Origin of the sequence: Streptomyces sp. AM6-12, assembly GCF_044327085.1 — a bacterium.
In the GTDB taxonomy this organism is placed as follows: Bacteria; Actinomycetota; Actinomycetes; order Streptomycetales; family Streptomycetaceae; genus Streptomyces.
On sequence record NZ_JBIQWN010000001.1, the window covers coordinates 889,320 to 904,004 of the forward strand.

The window sequence follows — 14,685 nt, forward strand, 5'->3', positions numbered from 1 at the left end:
ACGCCACCTCGGAACGCAAGGAGCCTGCCATCATGTCGTCCACAACTCAGGGCCGGACGTGGGACGTTCGCCGACCGCCGGCCGCCGAGGGCAGGAACTTCCTGGTCACCGGGGGAAACGCCGGGATCGGCTACTTCACCGCGGAGCAGCTCGCCGGCACCGGCGCCGTCGTCGTCATCGGCAGCCGGGACCGCGCGAAAGGGGAGGCCGCCATGGCCTCGATCCGTTCGCGCGTTCCCCGCGCGCGGGTTCGGCACCTCCGGCTGGATCTCGCCGATCTGTCGTCCCTGAAGACGGTCGTGGACCGGCTGGACCTCGGTCATCTCGACGCGGTGGTCCACAACGCGGGGGTCGCGCTCGACGACCCGCCGCGCCAGGAGACCGGGGACGGCCACGAGCTGATGTTCGGCACCAACCACCTCGGCCACTTCGCGCTGACCCGGTGGCTCGCCCCGCTGCTGTCCGCGGCGCCGGCGGGCCGTGTCGTGACGGTGGGCAGCTTCGCGGCGCGGTCCGAGCGACTCGACCTCGGCGACCTCCAGTCGGTCCAGGACTACCGGCCCAAGCGCGCCTACGGCCGGTCGAAGCTGGCGCAGATGTCCTTCGGCTTCGAGCTCGACCGCCGGCTGCGTGCCGCCGGCAGCACGGTGCTCAGCGTGGTGGCCCACCCCGGCGGCGCGCTGGACTCCCTCACCCCGCCCCGCCCGCCGGCCCATGGGGCGACCCCCGGCCGGCGGCTTCGCGCTCTGCCGTGCGCTCTCCTGGTGCAGGGGAAGGACGCGGGGGCATGGCCCATCGTCCGTGCCGTCCTCGACCCGGAGGTGGCGGGCGGGCAGCTGTGGGGGCCACGGGTCTTCGGGCTGCGGGGGCTACCGCGGTGTGAGCCCGTCCCGCCCCACATGGCCGACCCGGCCGTCGCCGCTCGGCTGTGGGCCGCCAGCGAGGAGCTGACCGGCGCCACCGGCTGGTCCGGTCCGCCGCTCGGCGGGGGGAGGTGACGACTCACGTCACGGGCGCCGCCAGCTGGAGTTCGCGGTCGCCGAGCGGGGCGAAGAAGCGTTCCACGTCGGGGTCGGTGACCTCGGCCAGGGTCGCCGGTGACCAGTGCGGGTCGCGGTCCTTGTCGATGATCTGAGCACGGACGCCCTCCACCAGGTCGGGGCTCCTCAGCCCGGCGCAGGAGACGCGGTACTCCTGGTCGAGGACCTCCGCCAGAGAGCCGAGCCGCCCGGCGCGGCGGACGGCGGCCAGGGTGACCTTGAGGGCGGTGGGCGACCTGGCGAGCAGGGTCTCGGCCGCCTCCTTCGCCGCCGTGCCGCCGTGCGCGAACAGCCGCTCGACGATCTCCTCGACGGTGCCGGCACCGTAACAGGCGTCGATCCACTCCCGCCGCTCGGACAACTCACCGCGAGGGAACGGCCGTTCGTGCCGGGTGAGAGCGTCGGGCACCGGCATCCGGGCGAGATCGTCCAGCAGGTCGTCCAGCGCGGCGCAGGGCACGTAGTGGTCCGCCAGTCCGCACAACAGGGCGTCACCGGAACCGACCTGATCCCCCGTCAGGGCGAGGTGGGTGCCCAGCTCGCCGGGGGCACGGGAGAGCAGGTAGGTGCCTCCGACGTCCGGGATGAAGCCGATCCCGGTCTCCGGCATGGCGACCCGTGAGCGCTCGGTGACGACGCGGACGCCGCCGTGCGCGGAGACGCCGACCCCGCCGCCCATCACGATGCCGTCCATCAGGGCGACGTACGGCTTGGGGTAGCGGGCGATACGGGCGTTGAGGTGGTACTCGTCGCGCCAGAACGCCTCCGAGGCGGTGCCGTCACCGTACCGGGCGTCGTCGTGGATGGCGCGGATGTCGCCGCCCGCGCACAGTCCGCGCTCCCCGGCGCCGGTGATGACGACGGTTTGCACGGCGGGGTCGTGCTCCCAGTTGGTCAGCGCGGCGTCGATGCGGGTGACCATCTCGTGGGTGAGGGCGTTGAGGGCCCTGGGCCGGTTGAGGGTGATACGGGCGGCCCGGCCGGTGACGCCGAGGAGGACGGGTTCCTCCGTGCCGTTGCTCATCCGGGGGCCTCCGTCAGGCCGCGGGCCACGATGACGCGCATGATCTCGTTCGTTCCTTCCAGGATCCGGTGGACGCGAGGGTCACCGACGATCCTCTCAAGGCCGTACCCGGCGGGCCGGTGCGCCTGCCCGCCGTACCACCCCCCGCACCCCGGTCCGCCGCGCCGCCACCCGTCCTCAGGGGTTGGCCGCCCGCCCCGGCGGCGTGAACGCGTACAGTCCGAGGATCTCCGGCAGCGCTGCCACGCCCGGTCCCCCGGCCCGTACCCAGTCGATGATGTCCTCGGTCGCGTCCGGGTCGTTGACGAGGCCCAGCCACACCGGCCGGGCGCCGGCGGCGCGGCCGGTGGTGGAGGGCTGGACGACGATGACGTTGGCCTGGTCGCACACGTCGAGGCAGTCGGAGATGCGCACGGGCACCTCCGCCTCCAGCCGGGCGGTCTGCACCGCGTGGTCGACGCCGGTCACCTTCGGGCTGCCGCAGCAGCAGTCACGGCACACCACGACACGGCACGGGACCGTTGCGCCCACCTCTACCCCCCGGATCCTGGACTCGACTTGACGATGATCATCTCATCGACTGGCGCGGTGACCAGCCCGGCGGCCCGAACACATACCCCACCCGGTCCCGCCACCGCACCGCCGCGCGGACATCGCGCCAGGCGGCCACGTACTCGTGGAAGGCCACCCGCACCAGGTTGTGCGTGCCGATGTTCTTCGTCAGCCCGTACACCACCCGCTCCCCCTCCGGCTCGAACGTGCGGAAGACCCGGTCCCAGACGATGAGGATGCCGCCGTAATTGCGGTCCAGGTACACCTGGTTGGAGCCGTGGTGGACGCGGTGGTGCGAGGGCGTGTTGAAGAACCACTCCACCGGGCGCCACAGCCTGTCCACCCGCTCGGTGTGCAGGAAGAACTGGTAGGCGAGGCTGACCGCCTGCTCGACCAGGATCATCCACGGCGGCACGCCGAGCAGCGCCAGCGGCAGCCAGAACGGCAGCCCGGTCATCGGCGTCCAGGTCTGGCGCAGCGCGGTGGACAGGTTGTAGTGGAGGCTGGAGTGGTGCACCACATGGCTCGCCCACAGCACCCGTATCCGGTGGTGGGCCCGGTGGTAGGCGTAGTAGGCCAGGTCGTCGCCGAAGAACAGCAGCAGCCAGGTCCAGCCGGACGACGGCGACAGGTGCCAGGGGGCGGCGGTGTACGCGGCGGCGTAGACCACGATCGTCGCGACCTTCCAGGGCACCGCGATGACCTGGCTGCCCGCGCCCATGGACATGCTGGTGACGGTGTCACGCAGCTCGTACCCGCGCTCGTCGTCGTCCGGCAGGAAGCGGTACGACAGCGCCTCCACGACCACCAGCAGCACGAACGCCGGGATCGCGTAGACCACGGTAGGGATCACCTGCGGGCCCCCTTCCGGGCGCTCGGCGCGGCGGGCACGCTGCGCGACAGCAGCTCACGGGCCAGCCGCTCGGCCGCGCCGGCCTCGCGCGCCGTGATGTGCCCGGCGAGGCGCCGGTGGGCCTCGACGTCGAGGATCTCGCCGGCCTCCAGGTCGGCGGGCACGCCGGCGACCGGGATCATGCCGCCGACCAGGCTGTTGAAGGCCAGCAGGTAGGCGATGTTCCCGGAGCCCTCCACGATCAGCCGCCACCAGGCGATGTACGTCTCGTCCAGCTCGGTCAGATCGGGCCCGGCCTGCGCGTGCGCCTCGACGGCCGCGGCGATCTCTGCGGCGGCCCGCGCGGAGCAGCGCAGCGCGCACAGCCGGGCGGCGTCGGCGCCGATGCACGCCCGCATCTCCAGGGCGTCACGGGCGATGTCCTGCACGCTGGGCCCGCTGTCGGCCGCCGCGATGCCCACCGCGAGTTCCAGCCCGGCGGTGCGCCGCCAGTCCAACACCTGGGTACGGCCGCCATGGCTGACCTCGACCAGCCGGGCCTGCTGGAGGCGTTTGACCGCCTCCCGTACGGCATGCCGGTTCACCCCGAACTCGGCCGCCAGTTCCCGCTCGGCGGTGAGCGGGCCGCCGGCCGGCAGCATCCCGCCGAGAATCCTGTCGCGCAGCAGGGCGAAAAGCTGGTCGGAGACCGCCTCGCGCCGTATGTGTCCCTCGGTCATGGCGATCAGGGTGGACGCGGTTCGTAGAGTGGTCAACTGGTTGGACCACTCTTTCCGCGCGGATTCCCCGCGGGCCAGCGGACATGTCGGCGTTCGTCCGGATTCGTCAAGCATCGCTGCTCGCACGGGCGTTGACGTGCCCGCCCACCGGCCGCCGTGCGGGCGCCCCCCTCTCGCCCCATGCTGGACACGAGGGGGTGGTACGGCGGAGGAGGAAGTGGTTGCGATGCAGACCGTTGTCGACCTCACGCGCTGCCAGGGCTACGCACAGTGCGTGTTCCTCGCGCCGGACGTGTTCCGGCTGCACGGCGAGGAAGGGCTGCTGTACGCCCCGGCCGTCCCCGACGATCAGGTCGAACGGGTGCGCCAGGCCGCCGCGGCCTGTCCGGTACAGGCCATTCTCCTCGGCGAGGAGGTGAGCGGCGGTGCCCGATGACCTCACGGACGGCCGGATCGTCGTCGTGGGCGCCTCGCTGGCCGGGCTGCGGGCCGCGGAAGCGCTGCGCGACCAGGGTTTCACCGGCTCCCTGACGGTGGTCGGGGACGAACCCCACCCGCCGTACGACCGCCCGCCGCTGTCCAAGCAGGTGCTGCTCGGCGTCGCGCCCGCCGAGTCCACCGGGCTGCCGATGCGCCACGACCCCGAGGCGGAGTGGCTGCTCGGGGTAAGGGCCACGGGACTGGACCCGCTGGGCAAGCGGGTCCTGCTGGAGGGCGGCGAGTCACTGCCGTACGACCGGGTGCTGATCGCCACCGGGACCCGCGCCCGGCCCTGGCCGAACCCGGAGGAAGCCGCACTGGACGGTGTGTTCACCGTGCGCACCCGCGAGGACGCCGCCGGGCTCGCCGCCCGGCTGGACGCGGGGCCCCGGCGGGTGCTGGTCATCGGCGGCGGGTTCACCGGCTCCGAGATCGCCTCGGCCTGCCGGGAACGCGGCCTGGAGGTCACGGTCACCGAACGCGGCCCCGCCCCCCTGGTCGGCGCGCTCGGCGGCACCCTGTCCAAGCTGGCGGCCGTGATGCAGCGCAACCACGGCGTGGACCTGCGCACAGGGGTGACGGTGACCAGGCTGCTCGGCGACAAGACCTTCACCGGCGTGGAGCTGTCCGACGGCAGCCGGGTGGACGCGGATGTGTGCGTGGTGGCGCTCGGCGCGGTGCGCAATGTGGAGTGGCTGGCGGAGTCCGGGCTGGCGGCGGGCCCGCGCGGGCTGGCCTGCGACGCCGGGTGCCGGGCCTTCACCATGTACGGCATCGTCACCGACGACGTCTTCGTGGCCGGCGACGTCTCCCGCTTCCCGCACCCCCTGTTCGGCTACCAGCTGCTGTCCCTGGAGCACTGGGGCAACGCGGTCGTCCAGGCCGAGGTCGCCGCCCACAACATGGTCAGCCCCGGTCCGCTGCGCCGTCCGCACCTGGCGCTGCCGACGTTCTGGTCGACGCAGTTCGGGCTCAACATCAAGTCGGTGGGGGTGCCCACCTACTCCGACCACGTGGTCATCGCGCAGGGCTCGCTGGAGGCACGCCGGCTCGCCATGGTCTACGGCTACCGGGGCCGGGTCACCGCCGCGGTCACCGTCGACATGGCCAAGTCGCTCGACTACTACCAGCACCTGATCGAGACCGGTGCGCCGTTCCCGCCCCCGGCGGGCGCCGCCGACCGGGCCATCGCGGCCGAGGTCCCGGTCCCGTCCGACGTACCGGACCCGTCGGTGCTGTCCCACGGCCCGACGGTCGCGCTGACCGGCTATCTCCCAGACCGCCGGCTGACGGTCGTATGACCCCGGCGGTCCGCCGCCCACGCCCACTTCGAGGAGCCGCCATGGACTCCGGCACCCTGCTGGCCAGGATCACCGACTACGCCAGCCGCCCCGACCCCTACCCCCTGTACGCCCAGCTGCGCGAGGCCGGCGCCGTGGTGCCGCAGTCCGACGGCAGCCTGCTGGTCGGCGGCTACCACGAGGTCGCCGCGCTGCTGCACGATCCCCGGATGAGCGCGGACCCCCGCACCCGCGGCCTGGAGACCCCCAAGCCGCCGTTCCTGCGCCTGGACGACCCGGAGCACCACCGGCTGCGCACGCTGGCCATGCGGCCGTTCGGTCCGCCGCACACGCCGCACCGCGTGGACGGGATGCGCACCGAGATCGACAACATCACCAAGGAGCTGCTGGCGCCGTTCGAGTCCGGCGGCCAGGTCGATGTGGTGGACGAGTTCGCCTATCCGCTGCCGGTCACGGTGATCTGCCGGCTGCTCGGCGTGCCGCACGAGGACGAACCGCTGTTCCGCGCCTGGTCGGACACGCTGGTGGCGTCCGCCGACGTACGGCCGGACGCGAGCTCGGCACCGCGCGACGAGGCGGAGCGGGCCCGCCAGGAGATGGGCGGCTATCTGGTGGGCCTGGCCGAGCAGCGGCGCGACCGTCCGGGCGACGACCTCCTGTCCGCGTTCGTCAGCGAGCCCGGTCCCGAGCTGCGGCTCACCCGCGAGGAACTCGCCGAGACGGCGGTGCTGTTGCTGATCGCCGGGCACGAGACCACGGTCAACCTCATCGCCAACGGGGTGCTGACCCTGCTGCGCAACCCCGAGGAACTGGACCGGCTGCGCCGGGAACCCGAGCTGCTGCCGCGGGCGGTGGAGGAACTGCTGCGCTTCGAACCCCCGGTACACATGCGCGAGCGCATCCCCCTCGCCGACTTCGACATCGCCGGCACCACCCTCCCGCGCGGCTCCTCCGTCATCCTGGCCCTGGCCTCGGGCAACCGCGACCCGCGCCGCTTCACCGACCCCGACCGCTTCGACCCGGCCCGCCCCGACAACCAGCACCTCGGCTTCGGCTCGGGCATCCACCTCTGCTACGGCGCCCCGCTCGCCCGTCTGGAGGCCCGGTCCGCGCTCGCCGCGCTGCTGCCCCGGCTGGCCACGGCGGAACTGGTCGAGGACCCGCCGCCGTACCGGCAGAACGCGATGCTGCGGGGGCCGCGGCACCTGATGCTGAGACTCTGATCGGCAAGGCCTTGCTTTTCTGGCCCCGGTCAGCGGGGGTCCGGGGCCGTCAGCCGGGTGCGCAGGAGCGCCGCGATCTCGGTGACCCGGTCGGAGAGGTAGAAGTGGCCGCCCGGAAAGACCTCCAGGTCGAAGGGGCCGGTGGTGTGGCCGCGCCAGGCGTGCGCCTCCTGGGGGCTGACGCGGGGGTCCGCGTCGCCGGTGAGGGCGGTGATGGGGGCGGTGACGACGGTGGAGGGCGTGGCGCGGTAGGTCTCGATCGCGGTGTAGTCGCTGCGCAGGGCCGGGAGGACCATGCGCAGGATCTCCTCGTCGCCCAGCAGCCGGTCGTCCGTGCCGCTGAGCCGACGCAGCTCGGCGATGAGGCCCTCATCGTCCCGCCGGTGCACGTTCTCGCCCGCTGAGGCGGACGGGGCGCGGCGCCCCGAGGCGAAGAGGTGGACGGGGCCCTCCCCGTCGCGTTCGAAGCGGCGGGCGACCTCGAAGGCGACAATCGCGCCCATGCTGTGCCCGAAGAAGGTCAACGGCCGGTCGGCGTACGGCTGGAGCGCCTCGTGGGCGCGGTCCGCGAGCTCCGCGATGGTCTCGATGCCCTTCTCCGCGTGCCGGTCCTGCCGCCCCGGATACTGCACCGCGAGCACGTCGGCCGCGTCGCGCAGGGCGGCGGAGAACGGGAAGTAGAAGCTCGCCGAGCCGCCGGCGTGCGGGAAGCACACCAACCGGCCGGAGTCCTGGCGTGCGGGGTGGAAGCGGCGCACCCACGGGTCGCCGGTCGGGCAGGCTGTCGTCACGGTGTGCTCCAGGGGCCGGGGGTGGGGAGTCGGGCAGGCGGGTGCCCCGCCGGTCCGGCCGAGGCACCCCGCCGCACCCGGTCGGGCGGTCGCGCGGTCAGGCGGTCAGGCGGTCAACCAGCCCTTTTCCCGGACCAGTTCGACGACACGCTCCCTGACCTGGCGGATCTGCGCGGCCGTGAGGGAGTCGACCGAGGTGACCAGGACCTCGGTCAGTTCGGTGCGGAAGCGGCCCGCGCCGGTGCTCTCACCGGACGACGCGGCGGCGGGGCGCGCGGCGGCCGAATCGTCGGAGAAGACCGGGCGGTTGGGCAGGCGGTGCGAGGAGGGCTGGTAGACCAGCCGGATCTGGGAGGCCTTCGGGCCCTTCTCGCCCATCTCCATGTGGAACTCGACCTCGCTGCCCTCGTGGTAGAGGTATTTCTCGTCCAGCAGGTCGTTCGCGTGCATGAAGACGTCCTCGCCCGGTTCGGACGGGGCGATGAAACCGTATCCGCGGACCTCGTCGAAACGCAGCACCTTGCCGGTCATCAGCACAGCCCACACACCTCCAGCAACACCAGCACAACGACAACGCAGGTGAACTTACACAGCTTCGGCCGAGGATTCGACCCCTGGCCGGCTCGTCATCCCACGGTCGGCAGGCCGGCGAGGATACGGTCGGGGGTGAGGGGCAGTTCGCGGCAACGGACGCCGGTGGCGTGGTGGACGGCGTTGCCGATGGCGGCGGCGGTGCCGACGATGCCGATCTCGCCGATGCCCTTGCTGCCCATGGGGTTGAGGTGGGTGTCGTCCTCGTCGATCCAGTGTGCCTCGATGTCGGGCACGTCGGCGTTCGCGGGCACGTGGTAGGAGGCGAGGTCGCACTCGGGGAAGTCGCCGAACGCGGGGTCCAGGGTGCTGTTCTCGGTGAGGGCCATGCCCAGGCCCATGACCATGGCGCCGGTGAACTGGGAGTGCGCGGTACGGGAGTTGAGGATGTGCCCGGCGGCGAAGACGCCGAGCAGCCGACGCACCCGCGTCTCGCCGGTGACGCTGTCGACGGCGACCTCGGCGAAGTGGGCGCCGAACGCGTGCCGGGCGTAGGGGACTTCGGCGTCGGCGCGGCCCGCGGTGTCCGCGTGGGCTTCGAGACCGTCGGCGGGCAGCGGCCCCTCGCGGACGGCGAGCCGGTCGGCGAGGTCGGCGCATGCGTCGTGTACGGCCCAGCCCCAGGAGGCGGTGCCGGTGGAGCCGCCGGCCAGCCAGGCCGGGGGCAGGTCGCTGTGCCCGATCTCGATGTGTACCCGCTCCAGGGTGGTGGTGAGGGTGTCGGCGGCGATCTGAGCGAGGACGGTACGCGCCCCGGTGCCGATGTCGGTCGCGTTGATCCGCACGATGAAGGTGCCGTCGGGCAGGGCGCGGGCGGTGGCGGTGGCCGGGACGGCGGAGGCCGGATAGGTGGCGGCGGCCACGCCGGTGCCGAGCAGCCAGGGCCCCTCGCGGCGGGCGCCGGGGCGCGGATCGCGGTCCGCCCAGCCGAACCGGCGGGACCCCTCGCGCAGGCACTGCACCAGGTGCCGGCTGCTGAACGGCTTGCCGCTGCCGGGTTCGCGCTCCGGCTCGTTGCGGATGCGCAGCTGGATCGGGTCCATGCCGAGCGCCTCGGCGAGTTCGTCCACGGCGGACTCCAGGGCGTACATACCGGGCGACTCGCCCGGGGCCCGCATCCAGGAGGGGGTCGGCACGTCCAGGGCGACGACGCGGTGGGCGGTGCGCAGGTTCGGCGTGGCGTACATGACGCGGGCGGGCACGGCGGCCTGTTCCACGAACTCCTTCACCCGTGAGGTGTGAGTGGTGACCTCGTGCACCAGCGCGGTCAGCCGGCCGTCCGGGTCGGCGGCGAGGCGCAGCCGGTGCAGGGTGGGGGCGCGGTGGCCGACGACGGTGGGCAGATAGCGACGGGGGTAGACGAGGGTGACGGGGCGGGCGGTACGCAGGGCGGCCATCGCGGCGAGGATCAAGTCGGGGCGCGGGGTGCCCTTGGAGCCGAAGCCGCCGCCGACGTGTTCGCTGACTACGGTGACGTGATCCCCGGGCAGCTCGAACATCTGGGCGAGCACACCGCGTGCGGTCGTACCGCCCTGGCTTGAGGTGTACACCGTGAGCCGGTCGTCGTCCCAGTGGGCCGTGGTCGCGTGCGGCTCCATGGGGTGGTTGTGCAGCGGCGGCACCCGGTAGGAGACGTCGACGGCGGTCCCCGACGCGGCGAGGGCGGCCTCGGGGTCGCCGTACTCGACACGGCCCGGCAGTCCGGCGTTGGCCTCGTCCGGTTCGTAGGCCCGCGGGTGGTCCTCGGACAGTGCGATGTCGTACGGCTCGCTGTCGTAGCGCACGCGCACCAGCCGGGCGGCGGCCCGCGCCGTCTCCAGGGTCTCGGCCACGACGAGGGCGACGCACCAGCCCCGGTGCGGGACGTGCGGGTCCTGGAGGACGGCGAGGGTGGCGTCCTCGGGTGCGGCGACCCTGGGCGCGTCGCCCGGGGTGAGGACGGCGAGGACGCCGGGCAGGGCGCGGGCGGCCGAGCTGTCCACCTCGGCGACCCGGCCGCGCACCACGGCGGCGGGCACCGGCCAGGCGTGGGCGCGGCCGGGCAGCGGGTACTCGGCGGCGTAGCGGGCGGCGCCGGTGACCTTCTGCCGCCCCTCCAGGCGCTCGGCGGGCGCGCCGAGGACGGTCTCGGTGGGGGGCACGGGTGCTCCTGTCACCTGGTGTGTCACCTGGTGGGGTGCCATGGATCCTCCTGTCACCGGTGGGGGCGGTCAGGCCGCGGCGGGGGCCGGGGTGAGGCGGCCGAGGACGTCGAGGGCGAGGTTGCGGGCGAGGGGCACTTTGTAGGCGTTCTCGCCCAGGGGCCGGGCGGCGGCCAGTTCGAGGTCGACGGCGCGTTCCAGGGCGGCCGGGGTGGGGGCGGCGCCGCGCAGGGCCTCCTCGGCGCGGCGGGCCCGCCAGGGCTTGTGCGCGAGCCCGCCGAAGGCGAGACCCACCTGTTCGATCACGCCGTCCGCGAGCCGCAGTACGGCGGCCACGGAGGCGAGCGCGAAGGCGTACGACGCGCGGTCCCTGGCCTTGCGGTAGGCGGAGGGGAGCCCGGCGGTGGCGGCCGGCAGGAGCACGCCGGTGATGATCTCGCCGGGGCGCATCTCCGTGTCCCGCTCGGGGTGTTCGCCGGGCAGCCGGTGGAAGTCGGCCACCGGCACGCTGCGGGTGCCGTCGGTGCCGTACAACTCGACCTGTGCGTCCAGGGCGGCGAGGGCGACGGCCATGTCGGAGGGGTGGGTGGCGACGCACTGCTCGGACCAGCCGAGGACCGCGTGGTCGCGGTGGACGCCCTCCAGGGCTCCGCAGCCGCTGCCCGGCTCGCGCTTGTTGCAGGGTTTGTCCAGGTCCTGGAAGTAGGGGCAGCGGGTGCGCTGGAGGAGGTTGCCGCCGGTGGTGGCGGCGTTGCGGAGCTGGCCGGAGGCGCCGGCGAGGAGGGCCTGGGAGAGCGCCGGGTAGCGGTCGCGGACGCGCGGGTCGGCGGCGAGGTCGCTGTTGCGGACGGTGGCACCGGCCCGCAGGGAGCCGTCGGGCAGTTCCTCGATGCCGTCCAGGGGCAGGGCGCCGACGTCGACGAGGAAGGCGGGGTGTTCGACGCCGAGCTTCATCAGGTCGACCAGGTTGGTGCCGCCGGCCAGATAGCGGGCGCCGGGGTGGGCGGCGTACGCCTCGGCGGCTTCCTGGAGCGTGGTGGGCCTGAGGTATCCGAAGCCGTTCACCGGATCACGTCCTCCACTGCCGCGACGATGCCCGGATACGCGCCGCAGCGGCACAGGTTGCCGCTCATCCGCTCGCGGATCTCGGTCCGGTCCAGCGTGACGGGGTGGCCGGAGGGGGCGGCGGGGTCGGTGACGTGGGAGGGGTGGCCGGCCGCGGCCTCGGCGAGCATGCCGGCGGCGGAGCAGAGCTGGCCCGGCGTGCAGTAGCCGCACTGGAAGGCGTCGCGGTCGAGGAAGGCGCGCTGGAGCGGGTGCGGTTCCTCGCCGTCGCCGCCCAGGCCCTCGACGGTGGTGACCTCGGCGCCGTCGAGGGTCACCGCCAGCAGCAGGCAGCTGTTGAGCCGGCGCCCTCCGGCCAGTACGGTGCAGGCCCCGCACTGGCCGTGGTCGCAGCCCTTCTTGGCGCCGGTGAGTCCCAGGTCCTCGCGGAGCAGGTCCAGGAGGACGCGGCGGTGGTCGACGTACAGGGTGTGCGGCTTGCCGTTCACCCTCAGGGTGATCTCCGAGCCCGGAGCGGGCTCGTTTTCGCTGGTCATGGCAGAGAGGCCTTCCGGACGGACCGTGGTGCCGTGCGCTCCGCGTATCCAGCGTCGCGGGGCTCACACGTGGGGCGGGGGGAGCCTCACCGGCACCGGGGGCACATCGGCCGCCGCGTCAGGGCACGCTCTGTCAGCGCGTCCCGCGGGGCCCCGGTGCCGGTACCGGTATCGGTGTGCCTATGGATCGGTACGGCATCCGTGTCCCCCTTCCCGCCTCTCGGTCCGCTCTCTGTCCGCTCTCTGTCTGCACAGAACTCTAGCCACGGGCCGCGGCCGCCGTCGCTGGGGAAAACCCCCTTCCCTCTCCCCGGCCAGCCGGGGGTTCTCACCTTCGGGCCCGGAGCGGACGCCGGGTCAGACCGCCTCCACCTGAGTCTGCGCGGCCACCGCCGCCCCGGCCCCGGCCCCCTGCGCGAACTGGGTGCGGTGCAGCTCGGCGTACCGCCCGCCTGCCGCCAGCAGTTCCTCGTGCGTGCCCCGTTCCGCGATCCGGCCGGACTCGATCACGAGGATCTGGTCGGCGGCGCGGACGGTCGACAGGCGGTGGGCGATGACCAGGGCGGTGCGGCCCTCCAGTGCCTCGGTGAGGGCCTCCTGGACGGCGGCCTCGGAGGTGTTGTCCAGGTGGGCGGTGGCCTCGTCGAGGATGACGACGCGCTGGCGGGCCAGCAGCAGCCGGGCGATCGTCATCCGCTGGCGCTCGCCGCCGGACAGCCGGTAGCCGCGCTCGCCGACGACGGTGTCGAGGCCGTCGGGCAGGGACCGTACGACCTCGGCGAGGCGGGCGCGGCCGAGGGCGTCCCACAGTTCCTCGTCGGTGGCGTCGGGCCGGGCGAGCAGCAGGTTGGCGCGGACCGTGTCGTGGAAGAGGTGGCCGTCCTGGGTGACCAGGCCGAGCGTGGCCCGCAGCGAGGCCGCCGTCACGTCGCGCACGTCCACCCCGCCCACCCGGACGGCGCCCGCGTCGACGTCGTACAGCCGGGGCAGCAGCTGCGCGATGGTGGACTTCCCGGCGCCGGAGGAGCCGACCAGGGCGATGGTCTGGCCGGGTTCGGCGCGGAAGGAGATGCCGTGCAGGACCTCGGTGCCGCCGCGGGTGTCGAGGGCGGCGACCTCCTCCAGGGAGGCGAGGGAGACCTGGTCGGCGGCCGGGTAGGCGAAGCGGACGGCGTCGAACTCGACGGCCACCGGGCCCTCGGGCACCTCGGTCGCGTCCGGCTTCTCCTCGATCAGCGGCTTCAGATCGAGCACTTCGAAGACCCGTTCGAAGCTGACCAGCGCGCTCATCACCTCCACCCGCGCCCCGGCGAGCGAGGTGAGCGGGGCGTACAGGCGGGTCAGCAGCAGGGCCAGCGAGACGACCGCGCCGGCCTCCAGGGTGCCGCGCAGCGCGAACCAGCCGCCGAGGCCGTAGACGAGGGCGAGGGCGAGCGCGGAGACCAGGGTGAGTGAGGTGATGAACACCGACTGGGCGGTGGCCGTGCGCACCCCGATGTCCCGGACGCGGGCCGCGCGGGCGGCGAACTCCGCCGACTCCTCCTCGGGGCGGCCGAACAGCTTGACCAGGGTGGCGCCGGGCGCCGAGAACCGCTCGGTCATCCGGGTGCCCATGGCCGCGTTCAGCGCCGCCGCCTCCCGCTGCATCCGCGCCATCCGGCTGCCCATCCGGCGCGCGGGCAGCACGAAGACGGGCAGCAGTACGAGGGCGAGCAGGGTGATCTGCCAGGACAGGGTGAGCATCACGGCGAGCGTGAGCAGCAGGGTGACCAGGTTGGTCACCACGCCGGACAGGGTGTTGGCGAAGGCCCGCTGGGCGCCGATCACATCGTTGTTGAGCCGGCTGACCAGCGCTCCCGTGCGGGTCCGGGTGAAGAAGGCGACGGGCATGCGCTGCACGTGGTCGAACACGGCCGTTCTGAGGTCGAGGATGAGTCCCTCGCCGAGCGTGGACGACAGGCGTCGGCCGAGGATGCCGAGCCCGGCCTCCGCGAGCGCGACCAGGGCGATCAGCAGGGACAGGCGGACCACGGTACCGGAGTCGTGCCCGGACACGATGGCGTCGACGACCCGTCCGGCGAGCACGGGAGTCGCCACGGCGAGCAGGGCGGTCACCACCCCGAGCAGGACGAAGCGGACGATGCCGGCGCGGTGCGGGCGGGCGAAGGCGGCGATGCGGCGCAGTGTGGCGCGGGCGAGCGGACGGCGGTCGGCCTGCGCGTTCATCACGCTGTGCAGCTGCGTCCATGCGGTGGTCTCCATGCTCATGAGGAGAACGTAGAACCTCAAGCATCGTTGAGGTCAAGGTCCGACACTTTTCACCCGCACCGGCGTCCGGGAACCGGGGGCCCGAATCTCCCGGGTCCGGG

At 73.5% G+C, this 14,685-nt stretch carries 14 protein-coding genes and 1 pseudogene; 4 read left to right on the plus strand and 11 right to left on the minus strand.

Annotated features, from left to right (window positions below; translation table 11 throughout):
• Nucleotides 1–32 precede the first annotated feature (32 nt).
• Nucleotides 33–998, plus strand: a complete 966-nt coding sequence (locus tag ACE4Q9_RS03965; RefSeq protein WP_397982817.1) for an SDR family NAD(P)-dependent oxidoreductase — start codon at nucleotides 33–35, stop codon at nucleotides 996–998.
• A 4-nt stretch (nucleotides 999–1,002) separates the two neighbouring features.
• Here ACE4Q9_RS03965 and ACE4Q9_RS03970 read toward each other — a convergent pair whose 3' ends face one another.
• From ACE4Q9_RS03970 to ACE4Q9_RS03990, 5 genes and pseudogenes are all read right to left on the minus strand, one after another.
• Nucleotides 1,003–2,064 (minus strand): enoyl-CoA hydratase/isomerase family protein, encoded by a 1,062-nt coding sequence (locus ACE4Q9_RS03970; protein ID WP_397982818.1) that lies wholly within the window; start codon nucleotides 2,062–2,064, stop codon nucleotides 1,003–1,005.
• A pseudogene (locus tag ACE4Q9_RS03975) lies at nucleotides 2,061–2,171 on the minus strand (acyl-CoA dehydrogenase family protein); the annotation flags it as partial. The pseudogene ACE4Q9_RS03975 and the gene ACE4Q9_RS03970, both read right to left, overlap by 4 nt.
• Nucleotides 2,172–2,241: 70 nt before the next feature.
• A complete protein-coding gene (locus tag ACE4Q9_RS03980; RefSeq protein WP_397987111.1) occupies nucleotides 2,242–2,568 on the minus strand; it encodes a hypothetical protein in 327 nt (108 codons plus the stop codon).
• Nucleotides 2,569–2,632: 64 nt separating this feature from the next.
• Nucleotides 2,633–3,469, minus strand: a complete 837-nt coding sequence (locus ACE4Q9_RS03985) for a sterol desaturase family protein (RefSeq protein ID WP_397982819.1) — start codon at nucleotides 3,467–3,469, stop codon at nucleotides 2,633–2,635.
• Nucleotides 3,466–4,188 (minus strand): FadR/GntR family transcriptional regulator, encoded by a 723-nt coding sequence (locus tag ACE4Q9_RS03990; protein WP_397982820.1) that lies wholly within the window; start codon nucleotides 4,186–4,188, stop codon nucleotides 3,466–3,468. The genes ACE4Q9_RS03985 and ACE4Q9_RS03990 overlap by 4 nt, the downstream gene beginning before the upstream one ends.
• A 226-nt stretch (nucleotides 4,189–4,414) precedes the next feature.
• Here ACE4Q9_RS03990 and ACE4Q9_RS03995 point away from each other — a divergent pair, with 226 nt between their 5' ends.
• The 3 genes from ACE4Q9_RS03995 to ACE4Q9_RS04005 are packed head-to-tail and all read left to right on the plus strand — an operon-like array spanning nucleotide 4,415 to nucleotide 7,192.
• Nucleotides 4,415–4,624 carry a ferredoxin gene (locus ACE4Q9_RS03995; RefSeq protein ID WP_046420515.1) on the plus strand — a complete coding sequence of 70 codons (210 nt, stop codon included), beginning with the start codon at nucleotides 4,415–4,417 and terminating at the stop codon, nucleotides 4,622–4,624.
• Nucleotides 4,614–5,969, plus strand: coding sequence for an NAD(P)/FAD-dependent oxidoreductase (locus ACE4Q9_RS04000; RefSeq protein WP_397982821.1), 1,356 nt, complete (start codon nucleotides 4,614–4,616; stop codon nucleotides 5,967–5,969). Before ACE4Q9_RS03995 ends, ACE4Q9_RS04000 begins: the two co-directional genes overlap by 11 nt.
• Nucleotides 5,970–6,010: 41 nt before the next feature.
• A complete protein-coding gene (locus ACE4Q9_RS04005; RefSeq protein WP_397982822.1) occupies nucleotides 6,011–7,192 on the plus strand; it encodes a cytochrome P450 in 1,182 nt (393 codons plus the stop codon).
• A 29-nt stretch (nucleotides 7,193–7,221) separates the two neighbouring features.
• Here ACE4Q9_RS04005 and ACE4Q9_RS04010 read toward each other — a convergent pair whose 3' ends face one another.
• The 6 genes from ACE4Q9_RS04010 to ACE4Q9_RS04035 all read right to left on the minus strand — a co-directional run bounded on the left by ACE4Q9_RS04010 (nucleotide 7,222) and on the right by ACE4Q9_RS04035 (nucleotide 14,578).
• Nucleotides 7,222–7,983, minus strand: coding sequence for a thioesterase II family protein (locus ACE4Q9_RS04010; RefSeq protein WP_397982823.1), 762 nt, complete (start codon nucleotides 7,981–7,983; stop codon nucleotides 7,222–7,224).
• A gap of 105 nt (nucleotides 7,984–8,088) precedes the next feature.
• Nucleotides 8,089–8,520 (minus strand): cold shock domain-containing protein, encoded by a 432-nt coding sequence (locus tag ACE4Q9_RS04015; RefSeq protein ID WP_397982824.1) that lies wholly within the window; start codon nucleotides 8,518–8,520, stop codon nucleotides 8,089–8,091.
• 89 nt (nucleotides 8,521–8,609) lie between these two features.
• Nucleotides 8,610–10,715 (minus strand): xanthine dehydrogenase family protein molybdopterin-binding subunit, encoded by a 2,106-nt coding sequence (locus ACE4Q9_RS04020; RefSeq protein WP_397982825.1) that lies wholly within the window; start codon nucleotides 10,713–10,715, stop codon nucleotides 8,610–8,612.
• A 69-nt stretch (nucleotides 10,716–10,784) separates the two neighbouring features.
• Complete coding sequence (locus ACE4Q9_RS04025; protein ID WP_397982826.1) at nucleotides 10,785–11,780, minus strand: FAD binding domain-containing protein; 996 nt, start codon at nucleotides 11,778–11,780, stop codon at nucleotides 10,785–10,787.
• A complete protein-coding gene (locus ACE4Q9_RS04030; protein WP_397982827.1) occupies nucleotides 11,777–12,316 on the minus strand; it encodes a (2Fe-2S)-binding protein in 540 nt (179 codons plus the stop codon). The genes ACE4Q9_RS04025 and ACE4Q9_RS04030 overlap by 4 nt, the downstream gene beginning before the upstream one ends.
• A gap of 357 nt (nucleotides 12,317–12,673) precedes the next feature.
• Nucleotides 12,674–14,578, minus strand: a complete 1,905-nt coding sequence (locus ACE4Q9_RS04035) for an ABC transporter ATP-binding protein (RefSeq protein WP_397987112.1) — start codon at nucleotides 14,576–14,578, stop codon at nucleotides 12,674–12,676.
• Nucleotides 14,579–14,685 lie beyond the last annotated feature (107 nt).

Coding starts and splice junctions, on each gene's coding strand:
- ACE4Q9_RS03970 (WP_397982818.1), bottom strand. CDS start 2,064: ATGAGCAACGGCACGGAGGAACCCGTCCTCCTCGGCGTCACCGGCCGG.
- ACE4Q9_RS04035 (WP_397987112.1), bottom strand. CDS start 14,578: ATGGAGACCACCGCATGGACGCAGCTGCACAGCGTGATGAACGCGCAG.
- ACE4Q9_RS04030 (WP_397982827.1), bottom strand. CDS start 12,316: ATGACCAGCGAAAACGAGCCCGCTCCGGGCTCGGAGATCACCCTGAGG.
- ACE4Q9_RS03990 (WP_397982820.1), bottom strand. CDS start 4,188: ATGACCGAGGGACACATACGGCGCGAGGCGGTCTCCGACCAGCTTTTC.
- ACE4Q9_RS04005 (WP_397982822.1), top strand. CDS start 6,011: ATGGACTCCGGCACCCTGCTGGCCAGGATCACCGACTACGCCAGCCGC.
- ACE4Q9_RS03995 (WP_046420515.1), top strand. CDS start 4,415: ATGCAGACCGTTGTCGACCTCACGCGCTGCCAGGGCTACGCACAGTGC.
- ACE4Q9_RS03965 (WP_397982817.1), top strand. CDS start 33: ATGTCGTCCACAACTCAGGGCCGGACGTGGGACGTTCGCCGACCGCCG.